Source organism: Rhodococcus sp. 05-2254-2, from assembly GCF_002259095.1.
GTDB lineage: Bacteria > Actinomycetota > Actinomycetes > Mycobacteriales > Mycobacteriaceae > Rhodococcoides.
This window is the reverse complement of record NZ_NOZJ01000021.1, coordinates 679602-699499: the sequence shown is the minus strand read 5'-3', so window position 1 is coordinate 699499 and position 19898 is coordinate 679602. Positions and strand designations below refer to the sequence as shown.

18 protein-coding genes are annotated in these 19898 nt (G+C 62.9%); 11 read left to right on the top strand and 7 right to left on the bottom strand.

All coding sequences use genetic code 11. The features are described 5' to 3' along the window. Window positions 1-21: 21 nt before the first annotated feature. Complete coding sequence (locus tag CH283_RS26120; RefSeq protein ID WP_094639727.1) at window positions 22-1041, top strand: NADP-dependent oxidoreductase; 1020 nt, start codon at window positions 22-24, stop codon at window positions 1039-1041. Between the two features lie 17 nt (window positions 1042-1058). Here the strand turns inward: CH283_RS26120 and CH283_RS26115 are convergent, their stop codons facing one another. Then, on the bottom strand, window positions 1059-2423 hold the full coding sequence (locus CH283_RS26115; RefSeq protein WP_176460572.1) for a DUF1254 domain-containing protein: 1365 nt from the start codon (window positions 2421-2423) through the stop codon (window positions 1059-1061). Between the two features lie 107 nt (window positions 2424-2530). Here CH283_RS26115 and CH283_RS26110 point away from each other — a divergent pair, with 107 nt between their 5' ends. Beyond that, window positions 2531-3577, top strand: a complete 1047-nt coding sequence (locus CH283_RS26110; protein WP_373557642.1) for an ABC transporter substrate-binding protein — start codon at window positions 2531-2533, stop codon at window positions 3575-3577. 69 nt (window positions 3578-3646) lie between these two features. Here the strand turns inward: CH283_RS26110 and CH283_RS26105 are convergent, their stop codons facing one another. Then, entirely contained in the window at window positions 3647-3961 is a 315-nt protein-coding gene (locus CH283_RS26105) for a DUF202 domain-containing protein (RefSeq protein ID WP_141215370.1), read from the bottom strand. A gap of 65 nt (window positions 3962-4026) precedes the next feature. Continuing rightward, complete coding sequence (locus tag CH283_RS26100) at window positions 4027-4356, bottom strand: YidH family protein (RefSeq protein ID WP_255183349.1); 330 nt, start codon at window positions 4354-4356, stop codon at window positions 4027-4029. Between the two features lie 161 nt (window positions 4357-4517). On the opposite strand from CH283_RS26100, the gene CH283_RS26095 reads away from it, so the two are divergent. Beyond that, window positions 4518-5810, top strand: coding sequence for a DUF1214 domain-containing protein (locus CH283_RS26095; protein WP_094639723.1), 1293 nt, complete (start codon window positions 4518-4520; stop codon window positions 5808-5810). Between the two features lie 96 nt (window positions 5811-5906). On the opposite strand, the gene CH283_RS26090 is transcribed toward CH283_RS26095, so the two are convergent. Together CH283_RS26090 and CH283_RS26085 are read right to left on the bottom strand one after the other, a co-directional pair. After that, window positions 5907-7169 carry a sensor domain-containing phosphodiesterase gene (locus CH283_RS26090; RefSeq protein ID WP_176460571.1) on the bottom strand — a complete coding sequence of 421 codons (1263 nt, stop codon included), beginning with the start codon at window positions 7167-7169 and terminating at the stop codon, window positions 5907-5909. A gap of 22 nt (window positions 7170-7191) precedes the next feature. Continuing rightward, window positions 7192-7947 carry a GGDEF domain-containing protein gene (locus CH283_RS26085; RefSeq protein WP_176460570.1) on the bottom strand — a complete coding sequence of 252 codons (756 nt, stop codon included), beginning with the start codon at window positions 7945-7947 and terminating at the stop codon, window positions 7192-7194. A gap of 413 nt (window positions 7948-8360) precedes the next feature. Here CH283_RS26085 and CH283_RS26080 point away from each other — a divergent pair, with 413 nt between their 5' ends. Then, window positions 8361-8639 (top strand): hypothetical protein, encoded by a 279-nt coding sequence (locus CH283_RS26080; RefSeq protein WP_068046628.1) that lies wholly within the window; start codon window positions 8361-8363, stop codon window positions 8637-8639. Window positions 8640-8729: 90 nt separating this feature from the next. On the opposite strand, the gene CH283_RS26075 is transcribed toward CH283_RS26080, so the two are convergent. Further along, on the bottom strand, window positions 8730-9959 hold the full coding sequence (locus tag CH283_RS26075) for a hypothetical protein (protein WP_094639827.1): 1230 nt from the start codon (window positions 9957-9959) through the stop codon (window positions 8730-8732). Between the two features lie 106 nt (window positions 9960-10065). On the opposite strand from CH283_RS26075, the gene CH283_RS26070 reads away from it, so the two are divergent. The 4 genes from CH283_RS26070 to CH283_RS26055 all read left to right on the top strand — a co-directional run bounded on the left by CH283_RS26070 (window position 10066) and on the right by CH283_RS26055 (window position 15164). After that, on the top strand, window positions 10066-10368 hold the full coding sequence (locus CH283_RS26070; RefSeq protein ID WP_094639720.1) for a hypothetical protein: 303 nt from the start codon (window positions 10066-10068) through the stop codon (window positions 10366-10368). Window positions 10369-10471: 103 nt separating this feature from the next. Further along, window positions 10472-11851 carry a hypothetical protein gene (locus CH283_RS26065; protein WP_094639719.1) on the top strand — a complete coding sequence of 460 codons (1380 nt, stop codon included), beginning with the start codon at window positions 10472-10474 and terminating at the stop codon, window positions 11849-11851. Further along, the gene (locus CH283_RS26060; RefSeq protein WP_255183348.1) at window positions 11848-13164 is read left to right on the top strand and encodes a PQQ-binding-like beta-propeller repeat protein; all 1317 of its coding nucleotides are present in this window, start codon (window positions 11848-11850) and stop codon (window positions 13162-13164) included. The genes CH283_RS26065 and CH283_RS26060 overlap by 4 nt, the downstream gene beginning before the upstream one ends. A gap of 818 nt (window positions 13165-13982) precedes the next feature. After that, window positions 13983-15164: a lipase family protein gene (locus CH283_RS26055; RefSeq protein ID WP_094639717.1), complete on the top strand. Its 1182-nt coding sequence runs from the start codon at window positions 13983-13985 to the stop codon at window positions 15162-15164. 541 nt (window positions 15165-15705) lie between these two features. Here CH283_RS26055 and CH283_RS26050 read toward each other — a convergent pair. Continuing rightward, window positions 15706-16197 (bottom strand): hypothetical protein, encoded by a 492-nt coding sequence (locus CH283_RS26050; protein WP_094639716.1) that lies wholly within the window; start codon window positions 16195-16197, stop codon window positions 15706-15708. Window positions 16198-16602: 405 nt separating this feature from the next. Between CH283_RS26050 and CH283_RS26045 the strand changes: the two genes are divergently transcribed. The 3 genes from CH283_RS26045 to CH283_RS26035 all read left to right on the top strand — a co-directional run bounded on the left by CH283_RS26045 (window position 16603) and on the right by CH283_RS26035 (window position 19872). Next, window positions 16603-17175, top strand: a complete 573-nt coding sequence (locus CH283_RS26045; RefSeq protein WP_094639715.1) for a hypothetical protein — start codon at window positions 16603-16605, stop codon at window positions 17173-17175. Further along, window positions 17172-18371 (top strand): PrsW family intramembrane metalloprotease, encoded by a 1200-nt coding sequence (locus tag CH283_RS26040; protein WP_094639714.1) that lies wholly within the window; start codon window positions 17172-17174, stop codon window positions 18369-18371. Before CH283_RS26045 ends, CH283_RS26040 begins: the two co-directional genes overlap by 4 nt. A gap of 880 nt (window positions 18372-19251) precedes the next feature. Then, entirely contained in the window at window positions 19252-19872 is a 621-nt protein-coding gene (locus CH283_RS26035; RefSeq protein WP_141215369.1) for a hypothetical protein, read from the top strand. The last annotated feature ends 26 nt before the right edge of the window (window positions 19873-19898 follow it).

The following is a 19898-nucleotide window of genomic DNA, read 5'->3' as shown; positions in this document are numbered from 1 at the left end:
CGAAGGAAGCCCAGCGCGACCATGAACAGCCGAACCCTCTGCCTCACCTCATATCCGAGCGGAAAACTCACGACCGAACAGCTGGAGCTGACGGACATCCCGCTCGCCCCACTGCTCGATGGCGAAGTGCTGGTACGAAATACGTGGCTCTCGATAGATCCGTCGATTCGTCTGCGATTGGGTGAATCGGCACCGTCCGGATATCTCCCACCGCTCCGGATCGGAGACGCGCTGGTGGGGTTGGCACTCGGCATCGTCGTCGAGTCACGGCACGACAATTTTCGGCCCGGAGATTTGGTGTCACACATGCACGGCTACCGCGACTTCGCAGTGGTCTCCGCCGCGGCCGGCGGGCTGGGCGGCGCGGGCACGCTCACCAGAATCGACGCCCTCGACTGGCCACAACAGTGGTTTCTCGGCCCGCTGGGCAGTTCCGGCCTCACGGCCTATGTCGGCCTCTTCGAGGTCATGGACCTTCGACCGTCCGACACCGTCTGGATCTCCGCCGCGGCAGGAGCAGTCGGCAGTATCGCTACCCAACTCGCCGCCCATCACGGGTGCACGGTGATCGCGTCCGCAGGCAGCCGACGCAAGGCCGATCACCTGGTCGATACCCTCGGAGCCTCCCGCTCGTTCGATTACCACGACGGTGACATGGACAGCCTGCTCGCGCGGGCTGCCCCGGACGGGATCGACGCATACTTCGACAACGTAGGCGGTTCTCACTTCACCGCCGCCCTCGACGCGCTCCGACCCCAAGGACGGGTCGCGATGTGCGGCGCAATTTCCACCTACGAGTCATCGAACACGTTGCCGTCGAACCTGTTTCAGATCACCGCCAAGAGCTTGTCGGTACGAGGGTTTCGAGCCGGCTCGTTCGGCCATCTCTACGAGACGATGCGATCCACTGTCGGAAGCCGACTGACCGACGGAACCATGATCTACGAGGAATCGATCTACGACGGCCTCGAGCACGCCTCCGCCGCACTGGTCGATCTACTCAACGGACGAACCAGCGGAAAGACGCTGTGCCGACTGTGAACCTCTGACGCACCGGTTCAGAGCGGTCCGGCGTTCGACTGCACGACGCGCGGCGGCGTCCATCGCTCGCTCAGGGCATCCTCGGCCGGTTGATAGATCCTCAGGACCAGGAAGAACGGATGCTGGGGCGCCGGAAGCCAGGCGTGGTCGGGACGGTCGGTCGTGAGCGGCGATGCGCTCACTGTGATCGTCGACGGTCCCGATGCTCCGTCGCCTCCATTGACCGCTGATCCCACCGAATGCTTCTTCCCGGGTGCGTCGTACAACCAGCCGGTCTTTGCGTCGTAGAGTGTGATGCTCCAAAAGGCCTGTGCCGGAGGTAAAGCGAAAAATTCGATGCGGTATTCATCTCCGCCTTCGCACGACAGTCGTTGTCCATCGTGGTCGACGTAGGTGTTGTACGAGCAGTTCTCCTCGACAACGTTCGCGCCGAGACCGACGTAGTTCATGACCGCACGTGCAAAGAAGTTGTGCCCGTGTGCACCCTTGCCGAGCACCCGCGTCCAGCCGGTTTCGGTACGACGCCCCAGCAGCGATCGAGAGCGGGACAACATCGTCATCGCTGAATCGAAACCCTGTTCCAGGCCTTTCTGTGTGTCCTCATCGAGGTCGTGCACGGAAAAGGTGCCCGTACCCACCCCGAGCTGAAGAAATTGGTGCACGTGGGCTATGTCGGTGAACGGCACTCCGTTCACCGACAGCGACACATCGAGGGCCGTGAAGAACGCCTCCGAGGAGACTTCGACCGCACGAGGATCGACCGCCGGCCACGCGTGTGCCGACGCGGTCGGTGCGTCGATCGTGACCGCATCCTGCAGACCGTGCACGGTCGGCAGGTCCGAATCTCCGAACGCCTGTATCCGCATCAACAACCACATGATCGGTGTGGCGACTCTGAACACCTCCATACCGTCGGGAACCGAACCGGTCCAGTCCGAACACGCCACGAGCAACGCACGCGGCTGTTCGGGGTGCGTACGCCGACTGACATTGCTGGCGTTGCTGTAGGCGTCCAAAAAATTCAGCGTGTAGTACCGACTACCGAAATCGGGAAGTACGACGACGATCGGTCCATCCGAAAGGTCCAGCCAGGCATTGGAATACAGCGTATCGACATTGGGGACCCGGAAGGCCTGGAAATCTGCACCGGCAATCGTACGCTCGTGAACCAGAGCGTTGAGCGCCCAAGGCCCGTCGCTGACGGCCGGGGCACACGCGTCGCACATCCCGGCGTACTGATACACCGATGGCAAGCCGTAGACCACGGCGTGCATCGCCAGTGATTGCGCCCAGTGCTGCCGGTCGATGGCCTCCGACGGGTGTACGTCCGCCGCATCGATCGCAGCGATCTGATCGGCCGAACTCGGGTCGTAAGTGCGCATCGGTGAAAAGCCTCGTCTCGTCGAACGATCACACCGCCCTTGGGAAGTGATTGACATCACGTACCTTACCTGGTGAACTGATCTCAGTTCAAACAGGAGGACAACACATGCGACATTCGGTCCGGACGAAACAGATCGTCATCGCGATGCTCCTCGCCACATCGACCGTCGCGCTCAGCGCGTGCGGATCGTCGGGCGGCGACACTGCATCGGTGGAGGGAAACTGGGAAGACGTCGTGTCGGCGGCCGAAGAGGAAGGCTCGGTGACGCTCTACTCGAGCCAGAACACCACCATCCTCGACAGCGTCAAAGCCGCGTGGAATGCTAAGTACCCGAACATCACTCTCGAGTACGTCCGCGGCACGGACGCAGACCTGAACCCTCGCGTCGAGGTGGAGAACAAGACGAAGAAGGGTATCGCCGACGTCCACGTCGTCACCGATACCGCGTGGATCGCGTCCGCCGCGGATTCCGGGAGTTACTCACAGGAGCTACGCGGCCCGAGTTTCGACAACCCCGAGTACGACCGGGACTCCAGCATCAAGAACAACCGCTTGTTCCTGAACGTCGCGGCCACCTTCGGCATGGGCTGGAACACCGATGCGGTTGCGAACGGCCTGGCCGATCCCCGAGATGTTCTGGCCCCCGAATACAAAGGGCGAGTAGGCGTTGTCAGCCCCGTGGGCATCGCATCGTACGTCGATCTCTACGACTTCTACCGCAAGAATTTCGGCGACGACTACCAGGAACGGCTCGCCGCGCAGGAGCCGAGGATCTATCCCAGCGCCCTCGGAATCGCGCAGGCGTTGACGTCGGGAGAAATAGTCGTAGCACCGATGGTGCAGCCACTGGTTCAAGAGGTGGCGGCCGGTGCGCCGGTGAATTGGGCTCTGCCGAACCCATCGTGGGGAACTCCCTTCTACGGGCATGTCACCGCGGTTGCTCCTCATCCCAATGCGGCTCAGGTCCTCGCGGACTTTCTCGTCAGCACGGAGGGACAAACCGCGCAGGCCATCGGAGTAGCGACGGCACTGCCCGGCATTGCGGGGGCCACCGCCGACGCGCACGAGGTCCAGGCTCCCGACCCCGCGAAATTGACCAAGCAGTACGTCGACCAACAGTCCGCAGAGTGGGAACAGCAGTTCCTGGGGTAGCGCAACCCTTTCGGGATCGAACGCGGGCCGTGACGGGATCACATCGTCACGGCCCGCGCTTCGTCCATTTCACCGTGATAAAGCGGACCAGACGACGAAGGTCAGGGCAATCAGCCCGAGGGTCGGAATCAACGCTGCAATGGCATGGGCACGCAACGGAAACGCCAGGGGCACCGCTGATTCGGACCCGGCCGTCCGTGCGCTCCTCGTTCGCGAGATCCACCCCGAGACCAGCAGCCCCGCCGCGCAGAAGCTGACGAGGACGGCCAGCGCAACCAACGCCGGCTGGCGGGTGTGCGCGCTCAGGCGGATGCCGATCACCGCGCACACTGCAACCGCCGACTCCGTTCGCGCCCAGGCCAACTCGGTTCGCTCGACTTGCAAGCCCCCGTCTCCCAACTGGCCGCCAGGCCGCCTGGCCGGTCGGTCCTGACGGCGTCGCCGGATCGTCACAGGACGGACCACAGCACCAGAACGCCGACCGTTGCGAGAACCGAAGCCAACGGCAGAGCGATACGAGGAGACGGCAGCGCCTCGGAGTTGCGCATGCTCTTCTCGGTTCGTGCCCAACCCCACCACGCATGTAGCGGAACCCCGATCGATGACACGATCAGCATCACCGAAGCGACCACACTCGGCGTGGACCCGCCACCGATGTCGAAGACCTGCAGAGCCACCCCGGCAGCCATCAACGCCAGCGACGTTCGAATCCACGCCAGATAGGTTCGCTCGTTCGCGAGACTGAAGCGTGGATCGGGCTCGACACCAACGGAATACACCGACCGGGGAAATCTGCGACGCGCGCCGTCTTTCACATCGACCTCTCGAACTCCACTGCAATCGCAGCATCGCCGTGTCCAAGTTTTCACGTATTACGACCTTCGATACGTGCTCCAGACTACAGTGGAGGTGAATTCAGTTCATCTCAAGGGGGCCTCCGTTGCTCGACACCGAATCAGAACGTACCGATCTGCGCGACGATGCGTGCGCACTCCAGGTCTGGGGATTCCCCGTGATCTTTGCCCAACGCCTCCGGCTGCGGTTCACCGATCCGTCGAGTCCACACTCCCAGCGGCCTTCCACGTCCGCCGGTGCCCCACTGAATTGTCTGGGCCACCAACGTGAACTCTCGAATCCCACGCTGACGGCCGGTGTCGCCCCGAATGTCGACACGCTCTACTCGTTGGCGTTCGTCGACCTGGCCTCCGGCACCTTCGAGCTACGCCTACCGGACTTCGGAACCCGTTACTACAGCGTGCAGATCGGCGAGGCGGACTCGTCCACCAATATGGTTGTTGGACAGAGGACTCACGGGTCTCGAATCCCTCAGATCACCTTGTTTCGACCGACATCCGCGCCGACCGAGGTTGCGGACGGATGGATCGCCTGTCGGTCGAGATTCGTGATGATCGCCATCCGAATTCTCGTCGATCCATCCCGGGGCGGAGACATGAACACGGTGAACGAGCTACAGAACCACATCGTTCTGTCCGGCCCGCCTACACCGCCGGCTGCGCGTGCCGACCTCGCCCTGAGCAACGTCGACCGTTCCGACGAACTGCGGCGTCCCGTCGAATTCCTCGCTGCCCTCGATCAAGCGATCGGCAACCTTGCCGATTCGGACGTACCGAGCTGGGTAGGCAAGGCGTACCGCCGTCTCGTCGATGCACTCGACCGCGATGCACCGGAGCACGACATCGCCAGCGGCCTACAGACCGGTCTCGGAGACATTGCTGCGCAGGTGAAATCGATGGGCCGCATTGTCAACGGCTGGGCAATCAACGACGCGGGGGCGGACTTCGGCGCAGACGATCTCCTACGGGCCGCCGTTGCTTACTCCCAGATCTACATCAACCCGGCAGCCGAGGCTTCTTACCCTGTATGCGAGCAAGACGAGGAGGGCCGTCAGCTCGACGGCTCGAACAACTACACCATCACTTTCGGGGCCGACCAGTTTCCACCCGCGGACTATTTCTGGTCTCTGACCGTCTACCACGCGCAGGGACTGCTCTACGCCAACGAACTCGACCGGTACGCCATCACCGACCGCACACCGGGCCTGAAACACGACAAGGACGGGTCACTGACCATCGCGGTTCGAACGACCCGTCCGTCCGATGAAACCACGCCCAATTGGCTACCTTGCCCGCCTGGCGAATTCAGACTCATGCTCAGAATTTACGGACCCCGGCCGGGCAGCTGGTCTCCCCCACCAGTGAACCGAGAAGAGTGAGCTGGTTCAGCGTGTTCAGCAAACCATCGATGCCGCTGGCGTATGGCTGGTCCAATTCCGTCTTCGCCGAGCAAGATCCGCATGCGCCCTGCCAAATTATTTCGGCAGGACTCGGCGCATGATGGAACGTGCCGCAGCGACGACGGTCAACCGGTCGTGGGTCAGTAGGAACTCGAACCGACGGTCGTGGTCGGCCCCGTCGTCGCCTAGGTCGCGGGCTATGAGCGCAGCGCAGTAGTGAGATCCGACGATCGTGATAGTCCATTCGCCGACGAACCGTTCATCGGGGTGAAGTTCCGCACCACGCACACCTGCTGCGGGTTCGGTGTCCATCCCGACTCCCAAGGCCGCCACGAACGGGTTGACAGCGGCAAGCCTCGCATAGCGGTCGGCCACCGACTGCGTGAACCACGCCGAGTCTTGAAATGCAGCCTGAATGGTGAGCGGATCGGGCATGTGGCGCGCGTGATCTTCGAGTTGCCGGGTCAACGCCAGCAGCAACGATTTACTACCCACCTGCGCCGACGAAGTTGTCAGAAGGTCCGACGGAACCGAGGGCACCGCTGTGTCCGCTCGCGCGTGCGCACCTGATTTCACGGACAGGATGGGTCGGGCAGAGATGGCACCCGAGTGCTGCCGGTCTCCGAGGGTCGGAAGCGGCGCGGGACGGCCGAGCATCCAGCCTTGTCCGAAAGCGGCTCCGAGCGCGGTCGCACGACGAAGGTGAGCATCTGTTTCGATGCCTTCCGCTACTATTCGTGCCCCACTCGACTCCACGTACGCAGCGACGGCGAGGACGACGGCAGCCTGCTGCGGCGATGGATCCGACTGCGAGAGAGTGTAATCGAGCTTGATGATGTCCGGGGCGACGAATTCCAGCAGAGCGAGCGAGTCGGGATGCGATCCGACATCGTCCAGGGCTATCAGACAACCGCTCTTTCGAGCACGCCGCACCGTTTCGAGTAGCTCGGCGGGGTCGGCCAACAGTGAGCGCTCGGTGAGCTCGACTACGACATTCAACCGGGTCGCAGCCATACCGATGATCTCACGCGCGTACGCGGGAACGATGCGCGAGGAGAGCGGCTCGATATTGATGAACAGCGAAACATCCTCTGACATACCGGCATCGAGTGCGCCGGTCATAGCAGCGCACCGGCAAGCCCAATCGACCTCGTCGATCACTCCGCATTCGGCAGCACTCGAGAACACAACACCGGGGTCCACCGACGGGTGGCCCGGCCACCGTGCAAGAGCTTCGTAGCCGACTACCTTGCCACTGTCGAGTTCGACGATCGGTTGGTAATGCGGGCGAACGGACCGAGGATCCGCGAGGATGCTGCGAACGGCGCTGGAGTTCAAGGTTTCCTCGTGCTCCTCTTCATCATGGTCGGGCCGGTCGGTGACCAGGAATCGCGTCTGCGGCCGTAGGTGCAGCAACTGTGGCCCGGGAGGCACGGCGCTGGCGGTACAGGTCCCTGTCTGCATTTTCGATCACATCGGCGACTGTGTCCCTCTCGCGCGCGAACGCGATGCCGCATGTGATCGCTATGTCATCGCTTGCGCGAAGTCTGGCTTCGATTACATCGGTGGTGTCGTCGATGACGAGAGCAGCCGGACCGAGCACGGAGAAGATGAACTCGTCGCCGCCGTACCGCAACAGGGTGTCGTCGCAGTCCAAACGATCGTCGATGACCTCGGCGACCCGTCGGAGTATGCGATCACCGGCCGGATGTCCGTCGGTGTCGTTGACGGCCTTGAGGCCGTCCACATCGACAAAACAAACGACCATGGCGGTACCCGAGTCGCGGGCGATACTGAGGCTGCGTTCGAGTTGACCGATCCCCGCGTCCCGGCGGTATGCAGAGGTCAGCTCATCGGTGGCCGAAGTACGGCGATCATGCGCTGCTGCGATTCGATCCTGGCGGGACGCGGACCTATCCGCGCCGGCCCGGGCACGGTCACCGGCCGCCGTGAGCCGATGCGCTCGGCCCCGCCTGTGGCACTGATCGTGGGATCGGTCGTCACAATCCAAGCTCAGGGCCACCGCGTCACGGGCATCAGCAGCACGGTCGGCTCGATCGGCTACGGCGTCGCGAGCCGCTGCCGCGACGTCACGATCGTCACCGGCATCCGGCACGGGCCGAACACACGGGGGCGAATGGCTGCATATCCGAGGCACAAGCAACTCCTGACAATTCGAGACCTCACACGCAGTGAACGACTGTCGCGGAAGTAGGCGCGCACGGGCCCCCCGAGCCGGTTACTGAAGCCTACGGCGAGAAACTACGCCGCGCTGACCGACAGCCCAGTTCACGGTCGAAGCCGTCGGGCCGAATCGGTCCCGTGCGCTGTGCGGGCACCGACCTCGCCGACAAGATCCAGACCGGCGAGAGATGTCCCCTCGATGGCACGTGGGCGCGAGATGCAGTGCATCGGTGCCGTCGCCCCTGGGAGCATCGCGAGGGTATGTTTTGGTGTATGAGCTCGCCGTGTCGCGTGAGACCAACGGGCATCGAGTCGCTGCATCAGGACCGCGAAGAGGGAGGCGGCATGGCCGAGGAACATTCCACACGGCCGCTTTTTCGCAACGGCGCCGGCAGCGCCGCACTGATCCTGGGCATCATCGCTCTGGTCTGCGCGTTCGTACCCTTCATCGGGGATTTCGTCGCTATCCCCACAGGTGTCGCCGCGGTGGTGTGCGGGTGGGTCGGCGTCGGTCGGGACGAACAGGGCCACGCGACCAATGGCCGCGAGGCCATGATCGGCGCAGCTCTCGGCGGCGCGGCCATGTTCGTGGTGTTCGTGGCGTACGCGGCCACCGTCGTGTGAGCGATGAGCAGTAATACGAAAACCTCTGTTATCGATTGCTGTGCAATACCTCTCGCACGATTGAGCAGAAGCGACACCTCTTTGGGGGAACTATCCCCGCCGCCTCAACACGACCAGAGCCGCACCTGCCACCAGAACCGACACCACAGAGATGCCTGTCGACATCCACACCCACGTGCTCGGCGAGAACGTGGGGTCGAGCTCGACCAGCGGAGAGTAAGCGGTCCAACCGAATTCGGCAACGACGGGAACCGACATCACGATAGGCGTCGTCACCGACATCACCGCAACAGGGGCGGTTGTCGGCAACAACGATGCATAAACCACGCCCACCCCGAGCGGCAGAACAACGAGAGTCGCAACGATATTGACGGTGTCCAAGGGTGGGCCGGTGAATACTCCCGTAGCTGCGACGACGGCCAGTACTACGAACCCCACCATCGGAGACGGCCGGCGATGGCCGACCACCCCGCCCAGCACCAACATCGCGACGAACACCAGAGCTGTCCCCCACGTCAGGGATCCCACTGTCGGGGCCGATAGGAAGGCGAGTGCCGCGAGCAGGATCGCTCCTGTCACCGCGGGCAGCACGAACGCCGCACCGACAAGTAGCGGTATCACCGCGAGACCCAAGAACCACCGGTTCTGCATTGCACCGCCCGGACCGAGCGAGTTCACCGACCGCTCGAACAGCCAGTACAAGACCAGACCCACGAGAGGAATGACGATCCCCACCGCGAGCACTCGGCCGCGCGACTGCACCGGCGATACTTCCTCGAACACTTTCGCCCACGACGACACCGCCAGCAGCGCCGCGAAGACGACCAGGGCGAGCAGCACTGGCGTCTGCGGTGCCTGCTGGAAGGCGGAACCGGCGTAGTCCACATACTGGCTGGGAACGTTCTGCAACACACTCGATGCCGCAACACCGGCGATAGCGCCGAACAGCAACGCGTGCTGCAGGATTCGACTGAGGGCGGTCACCGCTGCGGCACCACCCAGGATCAAACCAGCTGCCATCGCCCGAAGCTGCAGTTCTGCAGGAATCGGCACCGACAGTAGAACCGACAGGGCCGCGACGCCAACGGCCGCCACAATGAGAGCTGACTGCTTCCGCGTCGCAAATACCGCGGTGACGACGGCAACGATCGCGCCGAGTGACCAGGCGGACGCGCTACTGTCGAGCAGGATATCGAGCCTGTCGCCGCCAGCAACGAACGCAAAATTACGCGGTACCGGCGTCGTCAAAGCCAGGATCGCCGCGAACGCACCGACGAGAACGGTGACGGTCGGAAGTAGTCGTCGTGCAGCGGTATTCATCGCGTCACCCGAGTGGGGACCGCTGGCGTCGACACCCACAGGTTTCTCACGCGTCCACCCTGTCACATCGTCAGCATTCTCAGCGTGTGTAACGGAGCGCTGGGCGATGGCGACCTACCGAGCATCGCCGCCGAAGGTTGCGTTCGCAGTGTCCGAACGCTCGCTCAGCACCGCAGCGGGCCACTGCGTGCAATTGTTCGAAGGCACCACCCTCGGTGTCTACCGGGTGTATCGGACCCAGCCCGTCGAGGGCGGTTGCCTGTTCTTCAAAGAAGGCGGACTGTTGAACTCCATCGGCCTTGCACACTTCCCCGACGGCGCACCGTATATCGGTGAGCCCCAGCACGAGGGCGACATCGGGTACGAGGAGTTCGACGGCGACTGGTTCCAGTTCGAGCAACTGTTCTGATGATTCAGTTGCCCTGGCCCGCAGAGAGACCGGGGATCATTGCGGTTTTGGTCAGCTTTGAACCGTGCGCGGATCGGATGCACATGACAGGTATCTTGACGCGGTGAGCAGACTTGGTCCTCAGCGTGCCGGGATGTGGGCCGATGCGCTCACGATCGTGTCCATCGTCGCCATCGGGGTGTGCGTTGCAGCCCTCGTCGAGCGAGGCGCACCACCAGAGCAGCCCGATAACCGCGCCGAGTCAGTAGCCACGACCACAACGCACTCCATCACTCCCGGCCCTTCCGAACCCGTCGACACCACCTACAGAACGCCCGAGGTGATATTCCCGACGGCTATCTCCGGATGCGAGGTCGTCGAACCTCCGGACGGGACGTCATCGGTGTGGGGACGGATCACCACCAGCGAGGATGCATACGACAACCCTCAGGCCTCGTGGTACTCGGGACCCAGGTCGGTGATGATGACCGACGCCGTCGCCGAAGCCCTTCCGGATGGTGTCGAGGTTCTGTTCGCAAGCCTGCGCGAGTCATTGGTGTTTCAGCCGATCCCCCAAACCTCCAGCGAACCAGGCCAGCCTCAGGAACCCGGTTGGGCAACGGCATCGGCCGAGCTCGGACGCGGCAACACACTCGGCCTGCTGGCAGTATCCGTGGCGCAGGACAACACGGGTGTGCCACCGTGCAGGGCCGGGTCAGTACAGGATCGCACGACATCGGCGGACGGCACCGTGGTCGACACCAACGAATCGTGGTCCGAATTCGGCGGTACGAGAACCAATTACCGCACGGTCACCGCGTATGCACCCGACGGCACGCACGTCACCGCAACCGCATCGGACGCTCAGGGATTTCAGTCGACCAACACCGGGGACCGCGACATCGTTCTCACCATAGATGAGCTGAAAGTTCTTGTGACACTGCCGGAGCTGCGGATATCGGCACCTGTCCCCGCCGACACACCCGAACCCCGCGAAGGATGCGACGACTCCTTCGGCCTCTTCTCCGGCGACACAGCGATCGACGCCGAACTTGCCACCACCATGAACACCACGTTGGAGCACGTCGATGCAGGTGAGCGGTTCGATCCCGGATTGAACACGCTCAGGCTCGCCGACTTCGAGACCGGCGTGGTGTGTACGCACGTCGATGCCGTCGGCACCGGCGCCGACCTGTCCATATCCATACGAGGCGGACAGGAACTCCCCGTGATGCCGGACATCTACGACCCCGCCTACCAGAATCGGCCGACCGACTTCGAGACGCTCGACGGCGGCGCGGTGCTGCGGATCGAAGAGGCACCCTACTCGTACTCGCCTGCACTGCCCGAGGGACCGAACGGCGGGATGCGCCGTACCGTGACCGTCACCTACCCGTCGGGAACCGAGGTCGAAGTCCGATCGCACGCCGAGCGTCCGGACGAACCACTGAGCGCAAACACATTGCGCACCATTGCCACCGCCGACGGATTGGATGTGCTGTGAACCCGTACCGAAGGCTTGCCGTCACTGCTGCGGTGGCTTTCGCAAGCGTCGGCGCGGCCGTCGCGCTGGTGGCAACGGCCCCACATGACGCCGAACCCTTTGCAGCACAGACTCCGACGTCGCCCGGCGCTGTGTGGACGCTCGATGCCACCGACGTGCTCGGCAATCCGTTCGCCACCTTCGATGATCCCGTGGGTGGACGATTCGGCGAGGTCGAGGGCGGCGTCATCGACGCCGACGACATTCTTGTCGCCAAGGCAGGGTTGGTCAATCAGGAGACGGACGAGTTCGAGCAGTCCCAACTGATCGGCTTCGATGCGGCAACCGGTCAGGTGCGGTGGAAGACACCCGCCGACGGGATCGAAAGTTGCTCGTCCCACGTACTCGACACCCTGTTGCTGTGCCGGAGCACCGATCAGATCGTGACGATCGACAGTGCGACCGGAACCGCTACCCGACACGACACCGACTGGAACATATTCTCAATCGGCACCGACGGCGAAGACCTTTACGTGGTCGAGGGCGAGAAAGACGGGTACACCGTCCGGATCCATCGAGGAACGATCGACGACCCCGACGCGTCGTGGTCCCTCACTCTCGACGACACCTGGGTCGACCCGTACAACTCACGAGAAGTCCTCGCGTTCGCAGGCAATGCGGGAGTGGCCCGGTTCTCCTCGGGCACAGCACTGTTCGACCCCAGATCCGGTGACATCACCGACAACATCTCGTCCCCCGACTGCGCGCGCGACCAGTTCGATCGAGGCGATCAGATCTACGTTCTTGCCGGCCGCCGATGCTCTGACCTGTTCGAGTTTCGCACCGACCTGGTCGATTCCACCGGACGAGTTGTCGCGACCACCGACGAAGAGGTCTACCAGCGCACGACGGTCGACGCAGCGAACGACCCCGACGATCCGGTTGTGTTGGGCAGCAGCGCCTTCGACCCTACGACGGGGCAGAAACTATGGACCTCGGACGACGCCGGCACCGGGGGTGACATCGCGATCGTCGGTGAGGTCGTCTTGGGCGTCGGTCCACTCGCACGCAACCTGTTCACCGGGGAGCCGGCGTGGGGTCCCGACGTCGAATCTCTACCTTTCATGCCTACCGCTGTGCGCGAGGGCCTGGCCTACGTCGCCGATTCTCGGGAGATCCTCGTGATCGAGCCCGAAACCGGCGCTCGCCTCGAAACAATCGCGATCGAGGATTTGCTCGGCAATACCGGTGGACGGTCCGAGAGGGTTGCACTGCTTGCCACTGACGGCGGCGTTGTGGCCGTCAACGAGAAGCGCATGAACTTGCTTGGTTGAGCCCCGACTCGAGTCGATCTGCTTCGGCCGAACCGCGACCGTTGCGACATCCGATCCGGCGCTTGGGAAACCAGTCGATCTACGAACGACGTCTCCTTGCTGCAAAACTGGGATTGCTTCGAACGACGCCCACAGGCTGTGAAAATTGTTGCTGTAGAACAATATTTGCATGCTCGTCGTGGCATTGGTCCCGCGGTCGATACTGAACGCAATCACCGATCGTCCGCGCCAACTGGGGTTGGCCCATGAACGGTAGCGTGTACCTACGCACCGTGTTTCCTTGAGCACTCGATACACGGGCTCCCTTTGGAATGCGAGGAGTTGACGATGAATTTTCCGAGCGGGAAGAGGTGGGTCTTCTTCTGGTCGGCGCTGGCGTTGCTGTGGTCCGTTGTTTCGGTGGTTCGAACTCAGGACGGTGAGTCTTCGGTCTGGTCATGGGTGGCTACTTGTTTGCTTGCTGCCGCCGCAATCCTGACCGGACTTCGTACATTTCGCCGCAGGCAATGACGACGGGCACGGACCGATGACCAGGTAGGGAGTTCATTGCTGCATCGCGGGGCGGTCAATTCGACACCCTCGTCGACAGGAGTCCCGGCACAGTCGTTCCTCGGATGGCCTGAGCTGCCCGTTCTCGGTGTGACGCGTCGAGTGGTAGACGTTGTAGGGCGGGAATGACGAATTTTTCGAAAAGCTCTTCGGTTGAACCACAGTGGGGGTGGCCCGCGGGGAGGTCTCTATTTTTGCGTTCACCACCCGCCTCGCGCTGTATGGTGACCGCGGGGATCGGTACGGTTCGGGAAGAATGTCGGGGGATCATGACTCTGTTCGGTGTGCTCGATCGCGTATTGACTCGACAACTACCGCTAGAGCCTCCGGACGATCCCCATGCCGCGATCCTTCCGACCCCGATCGACAACGATGCCTTCTTCCTCACCCCTCCCGGCATCGAGGACCTCGCACCCGGCGCGGTGATCCGGCAGCGCACGACCCGCGGTCTGGTGCCCCGGCCGCGAACCGCCCTGCATCAGTTCATGGTGCGATCGACCGACGCGCGGGGTCTCCCCGCCGGCGTCACCGCCTCGCTGCTGATCCCGAAGCGGCCGTGGACCGGGCGCGGACCGCGGCCCGTCGTCGCCCACAACGTGGCCATCGATTCGCTCGGAGCCAAGAGCACGCCGTCGTACCGGCTCGTACACGGCGTCGGGGCCGACCTCCCGCCGGTGATGCCGCTCTGGCTCGCCCGGGGATACGCCGTCCTCGTCGCCGATCACCAAGGCCCGCGAATGTCGTACTCCGAAGGCACGATGGCCGGCCATGCCGTCCTGGACTCGCTGCGCGGGATGACGGTCGCCGCCCCGGAGCTCGCCGACAGCCCAGTGGTGGCCTACGGCTACAGCGGCGGCGCGATCGCCACCACGTGGACGGCGCAACTGCAGCCGAGGTACGCGCCGTACGTGAGGTTGGTGGGCGCCGTCGCCGGTGGAACGCCCACCGACTTCTCGATGCTGCTGGACACCATGAACGGCACCGTCGCGGCCGGCCTGCTGGGTGCGGCGAGTATGGGTCTCGCGCGTGAGCACCCCGAGATGGTGGAGTTGTTCGGCCCGAAGGCGCTGCTGTTGGCGTCCTGGGTGAAGGACATGTCCGTCCTCCCCCTGGCCCTGGGCGGGTTGGTACGCATGCGAATCGAGGACTTGGCGTCCGAGCCCGACCCGTTCGAGTCCGACATCGCGCGGCGGGTGATCGCCGCGAACCGTCCTGGGGCCGACGCGCCGTCGGCACCGGTCGCGTTCTTCCACGGTTCCGCGAGCAAGTGGATAGGCGATCGCTTCATCCCCGAGGCCGGCGTGACTGCCCTGATCGAGCAGTGGCGCAGCAAGGGTGCCGACGTGCACTACGAGCCCGTTGCAGGCGACCACTTCATCGGTGCCATGACTGGGCTTCCGTTCGTGTTGCGTTGGACCGCAGCGCAATTCGCGGTCAACGGTTCGGGTTGACTCGCCGCCCCTTAAGAAATATGGTGCCACCAGTCGGACCAGAACCGACACTGTGCGGATTTCAAGTCCCTGGAAATGGATCCACATGAACGTCAACGGACCTGATATTTGTTTAATTGCAACGGTTTTCGTGCATCGGCGTCCGAACGAGTCCATGCTCGATCGCACTGACTGTCACACTCTCGTGACACCGAATTGCCGCCAGCATGGGCGCGTGCGGGACAGCCGTTTCTGCTGCGTACAGAGTGTCACTGCGTGCCGGAGATCGACCTCACCCTGACGTTCCTTCGCGCCACACTGTACGACGCGGAACGCACTGCGTCACCACGGTCGAATACGGCCTTTCACACCCGGGACGACATTGATTGAACCCGATCGTGAACGTGTGTGTGCGCGTTCGGAGGTGGCGGTCGGCACCTCCGATGCTCCCGGTTCGCCCACGAAGGTTGCGAGGCCAAGACCCGACTCTGTGCGGCTTGCAATCACGAAAGCGCGCGCTCCCGGCGGTGACACATCAGCGATGTTCGCCCGGGTATGACGGTCAGTCCCCCGGGACGCTCTCGATCGTGTCGAGGAACTTGCGAATACCGAGGTTGCCAACGAGAGCGGCCTCGACGTCGAGGGCGATACCACTGGTTTTATCGGCAAGAGTGATGTGCAGGACGGTTCCGCGCTGTCGATGGGTGATCTCGAGGTGAGTACGCGCGATTTTCACCAATAGCTGTTGGTGACGCCACGATCCGAACAACCCCGATCGCCGCCGACCAAGCGCATACAGAGTCGTCTCCGATACAGCGAGCACCACCGACGGCGGCATCTTCTGCCTGCGGGCAGCACTTCCCCGGCCTACCATCAGACCGCCGACCTCCCACGCCGTGGTCGAAGATCCGCCACCGCCGATCGCTGCACCCAGGCCCATGCCCACAGCGCCAGCGAACGTCGACCCGCGAGGGACCGTCAAAGCGACATCGAGGACTCGATCGTCTCCGACGGCGGCCTGCGCACCTGCACGGGCTTTTGTTTCACGTGACATAGCTCGTTCCTCCGAAAATCGCGTCGAGCAGCGTCGGCCTGAGGGTTCTGTCGCAACAATTGAATACGAGCGATAGGTGAATTCTTTTTTCGTCTTGCGAACGCTACCAAATCGACCTAAACCGGCAGGTGGTTCGAACCGCGGCGAAGTTCTGGCGTCAGAGACTTTTGCACCGCCGAAAGGAAGGGAATTACGCAAGTAAACCGCATTGAGTGCGGAATCGAATACCCAATAAACAGCACCGGAATAGGTCGCACGAATGTCATCCAAGACGCTGAAATGTACTGGCTTCTGTGGAAAAGTTTTCCAGAGCAGAGATGAAGGGGAGACCCCGTGACCTCAACTCGGACCGAACCATATTTAGTCGCAGAAACACATCGCCATCGAATACCAGCCGAGCACCGCGTGCTCGGCCTCGACCGACGAACAATCCCACCCGCCTTGTTCGTCCTCGCGGTGTTCCTCGTCCTGACCGTCATCGTGCCCCGAGTGAATGCCTCCATAGGTTGGGACGACCCGGTGCGCGCCGGTGAACAGCTGGCCCTCACCGACACCGTCGTCTTCACCCCGGCCACTGGATGGAACGTCGAATCCGGCTTCCGCGTCGTCGACGAGCAAGTTCGTTTCGGCGGTGCGACCATCGCCGGTGACGGCGTCACCGTCGAGGTTTACCCCGATTCGTTCGACGGCACCGCCGATCAGTTGCTGGATCAAGTCGAGAAAGTCACCTCCCGCACTGCCGACCCATCGTTCCGGGTCGACGGGAGCCGCAGCACCCTCACCACGACGACGGGCCAGACCGGCATCGTTCAGCCCTACAGCAGCCTGAGCAACGATGGACTGGTCGCTGCCTTCGTCCTCGACGGCACCGGCATCGAGATCACGGCGTACGGTCCGCCCACCCAAATGACCGCAGCGGCGCAGACCATCCGAGACATGATCGCCAGCATCCAGACCATCGACGGGAACAACGCATGAGCACCACCGACACATCGGCAGTGTCCTCCGACGCGCTGCGCCGTCAAAAGGAAGCGATCGAGATCTCCGGCTGGGGAGAGCGCTTTCATTTCGTTCAACCCCATAACCTCTCCTTCTGGTTGTATTTGGCGCTCACAGCAATCGGAGCGTTTCAGGCCTGGGCCTACTACGCACCAGGGGCCGGTTTCTACGCCGGAGGTCTTGCAATAGCGGCAGTGCTGTGCGGCTTGGGTGGTCTCGCCTGGTTCGCCTGGTTCCGGCACATCGACCGGTGGGAGCGTCAACCCGGCCTACTCATCGCGGCCGCACTCTTGTGGGGTGCCATCCCGGCGACGTTCGCATTCGCGATGACCGTCAACACCGCGATGCTCGGCATCTACTCCAAACTCTTCGGTCAGGAATGGAGCGCCAGCTGGGCCGCCGGTGCCACAGCGCCGTTCACCGAAGAAGCCGCCAAACTGTGCGGATTCATCCTGCTGATGAGCCTGGCCCCACGCCTGATCCGCACCGCCAACGACGGCCTCATCGTCGGAGCATTCATCGGACTCGGGTTCGCGGTCTTCGAAGACTTCCTCTACGCCGCCAACTCCGCAGCCGCGACCTTCGGAACCGACCCGGTCGGCAACGCGTCGCAGACGGCCATCGGACGTATTGCCGCCAGTTTCGTCTCCCACCCACTGTTCAGTGCATTGGTGTGTGCCGGTGCCCTCTACCTCATCGGAACTGCCGCGCAGCCCCGCAGAATCGGGCGCGGGCTGGCCTTCATCGTGGCAGGAATGCTCCTGCACTTCACGTGGGACGACGCGACCGGGCTCGGATTCGGCAACCCGTTCGTCATGATCGCAGTCATGTTCGCCTCCGTCGTCATCGGCTTCACGATCCTGAGGATCGCCTTCCGGAAAGCCGCGCCGCGCGAACACCAATTCGTCCGCGACATCCTCGCACCCGAAGTAGAAGCAGGAACCCTCACCGACGCAGAGGTCGACGGAGTGCTGGACCGTAAGGCGCGCAAAGAGTTCCAGAAGTCCGCGCCCAACAGACAAGCACGACGGGCACGTAAACACCTGCGCCGAGCAATCCTCGATCTCGCACACGATATCGCCGACGCAAAGGGCAACGACACCGAGGCCGTCCATCACTCCCGGGCAGAGGTCGAGCGCCTGCGCGCCAGAGACGGAATCAGCCGTCGAGTCTGAAGCGCCCCAGGCAACGTCACTCTCACGCTCGCCATCGAACAATTTGGCGGCGAACGCTTCCCTGGCGCACACCGTGAGAAGGTCCGCGCCGAAGTCTCCAGTTAGAGATCCGGGTCGACTTGGACTCTGGTGCCCCCAGTCGGACTCGAACCGACACTGTGCGGATTTCAAGTCCCTGGAAATAGATTCAACTGAACGTCTCTGGACTCGATTTCTGTTTCTTTACAATATTTTTCGTACGTTACGGTCCGGCTCGGTCCACGTCCGAACGTACCGACTTGTGACACTCTCGTGACACCGAACTACCGCCGGCGCTCCGGCACCGGACAGCCCTGATCGGTGTCGGACAGCCACGGTGCCGGGTGGACGGAGGGTGTCCTGTAACACCGACGTGCTGTGCGGACTCGTGACGACGAGGCTCGTTCGACCGAAGCCACATGCCCCCGGAGTCAGTAGGAAAGTGCGACCACGTGACGAACCAGGCGTCCGCGATCCGCAGACGAATTGTTCCGTACCAAGGGGGTGGGATGATGGGCCGTCCATTACGGCGGTCGGGGTCGACGGACGAATAAACGAAATTGTTGGGCACCGATCGCGTGAGAACCACCGGGTGGGCGAACCTGGTGCGCAGGTAGACGCGACGCGCAGGACCTGAAGACCCGATTGGAGAATTGAAGCTGGACGGCAGCTGAGGGCAGTGAAACCGGAAGTCCCCACGCCGTCGAATCAACAGTGTGGCACCACCTGTCAGGTGCACTGTCACCCTGTGGACGCCACCCTCGCACATGATATTTGTCATGCGCGACCCGTGACGCTGTCATCGCAGACCGTGTCCATGCGCACTGGTGTCGACCCCCACGCGAAGAGCACCCTCGAATACATGACCACGCCACCCGCCCCGCCGAAACGCATGAAACCGTTCCGACAGTGGCAGGTACTGCATCGACACCTGTACACCGTCGATCACACCGGCCCGGAAGGGAACTCGATTCCATACACCCTCGAAATCGATACAGCCAACGGCGACAACGAAGTACAGGTGTACGCCGATGGATGGTTCCAGTCGAAGCACGAACTGCCGGCCTCGATCCCCGTAGTCGGCGGACACATCGAAGCAAACGCCTCGTTGTACGGCGTCACTCGAATGCACCTCGTGACGGCAGACGGTGCCGCGCGGCGGTTGACTCCCGTCGCCGGAACGATCGAGGACCGTCGCCGCGCACTCGATCGTCGCCACCCTACGATCAGCAGAGCCATGAGGTGGGCAGCAATTGCAATCCTCATCGCCAATCTCGTGCTCGCCATACCCTTTGCGATCGAACTGGCGACAGAACTACCCGCAATTCAGCGAAACCTCGGCACGTTCGTCTCACCGATTCAACTACCCGCATGGGCCAACACGTCGCTGATGGTCGCCGGAATACTTGCAGCGACCGAGCGCGTCCTGACTTTGCGTCGCAACAGGATCCTCGATATGGAGACGATCTGGACAGGTCTTTAGGCTTTCCTCGGCAAACAACGAGATTT

What these genes read in the sequence shown, in the direction of transcription:
- CH283_RS26120 (WP_094639727.1), top strand. Translation starts at nt 22, where the DNA reads ATGAACAGCCGAACCCTCTGCCTCACCTCATATCCGAGCGGAAAACTC.
- CH283_RS26115 (WP_176460572.1), bottom strand. Translation starts at nt 2,423, where the DNA reads ATGCGCACTTACGACCCGAGTTCGGCCGATCAGATCGCTGCGATCGAT.
- CH283_RS26110 (WP_373557642.1), top strand. Translation starts at nt 2,531, where the DNA reads ATGCGACATTCGGTCCGGACGAAACAGATCGTCATCGCGATGCTCCTC.
- CH283_RS26080 (WP_068046628.1), top strand. Translation starts at nt 8,361, where the DNA reads ATGGCCGAGGAACATTCCACACGGCCGCTTTTTCGCAACGGCGCCGGC.
- CH283_RS26075 (WP_094639827.1), bottom strand. Translation starts at nt 9,959, where the DNA reads ATGAATACCGCTGCACGACGACTACTTCCGACCGTCACCGTTCTCGTC.
- CH283_RS26070 (WP_094639720.1), top strand. Translation starts at nt 10,066, where the DNA reads ATGGCGACCTACCGAGCATCGCCGCCGAAGGTTGCGTTCGCAGTGTCC.
- CH283_RS26055 (WP_094639717.1), top strand. Translation starts at nt 13,983, where the DNA reads ATGACTCTGTTCGGTGTGCTCGATCGCGTATTGACTCGACAACTACCG.
- CH283_RS26050 (WP_094639716.1), bottom strand. Translation starts at nt 16,197, where the DNA reads ATGTCACGTGAAACAAAAGCCCGTGCAGGTGCGCAGGCCGCCGTCGGA.
- CH283_RS26040 (WP_094639714.1), top strand. Translation starts at nt 17,172, where the DNA reads ATGAGCACCACCGACACATCGGCAGTGTCCTCCGACGCGCTGCGCCGT.
- CH283_RS26035 (WP_141215369.1), top strand. Translation starts at nt 19,252, where the DNA reads ATGACCACGCCACCCGCCCCGCCGAAACGCATGAAACCGTTCCGACAG.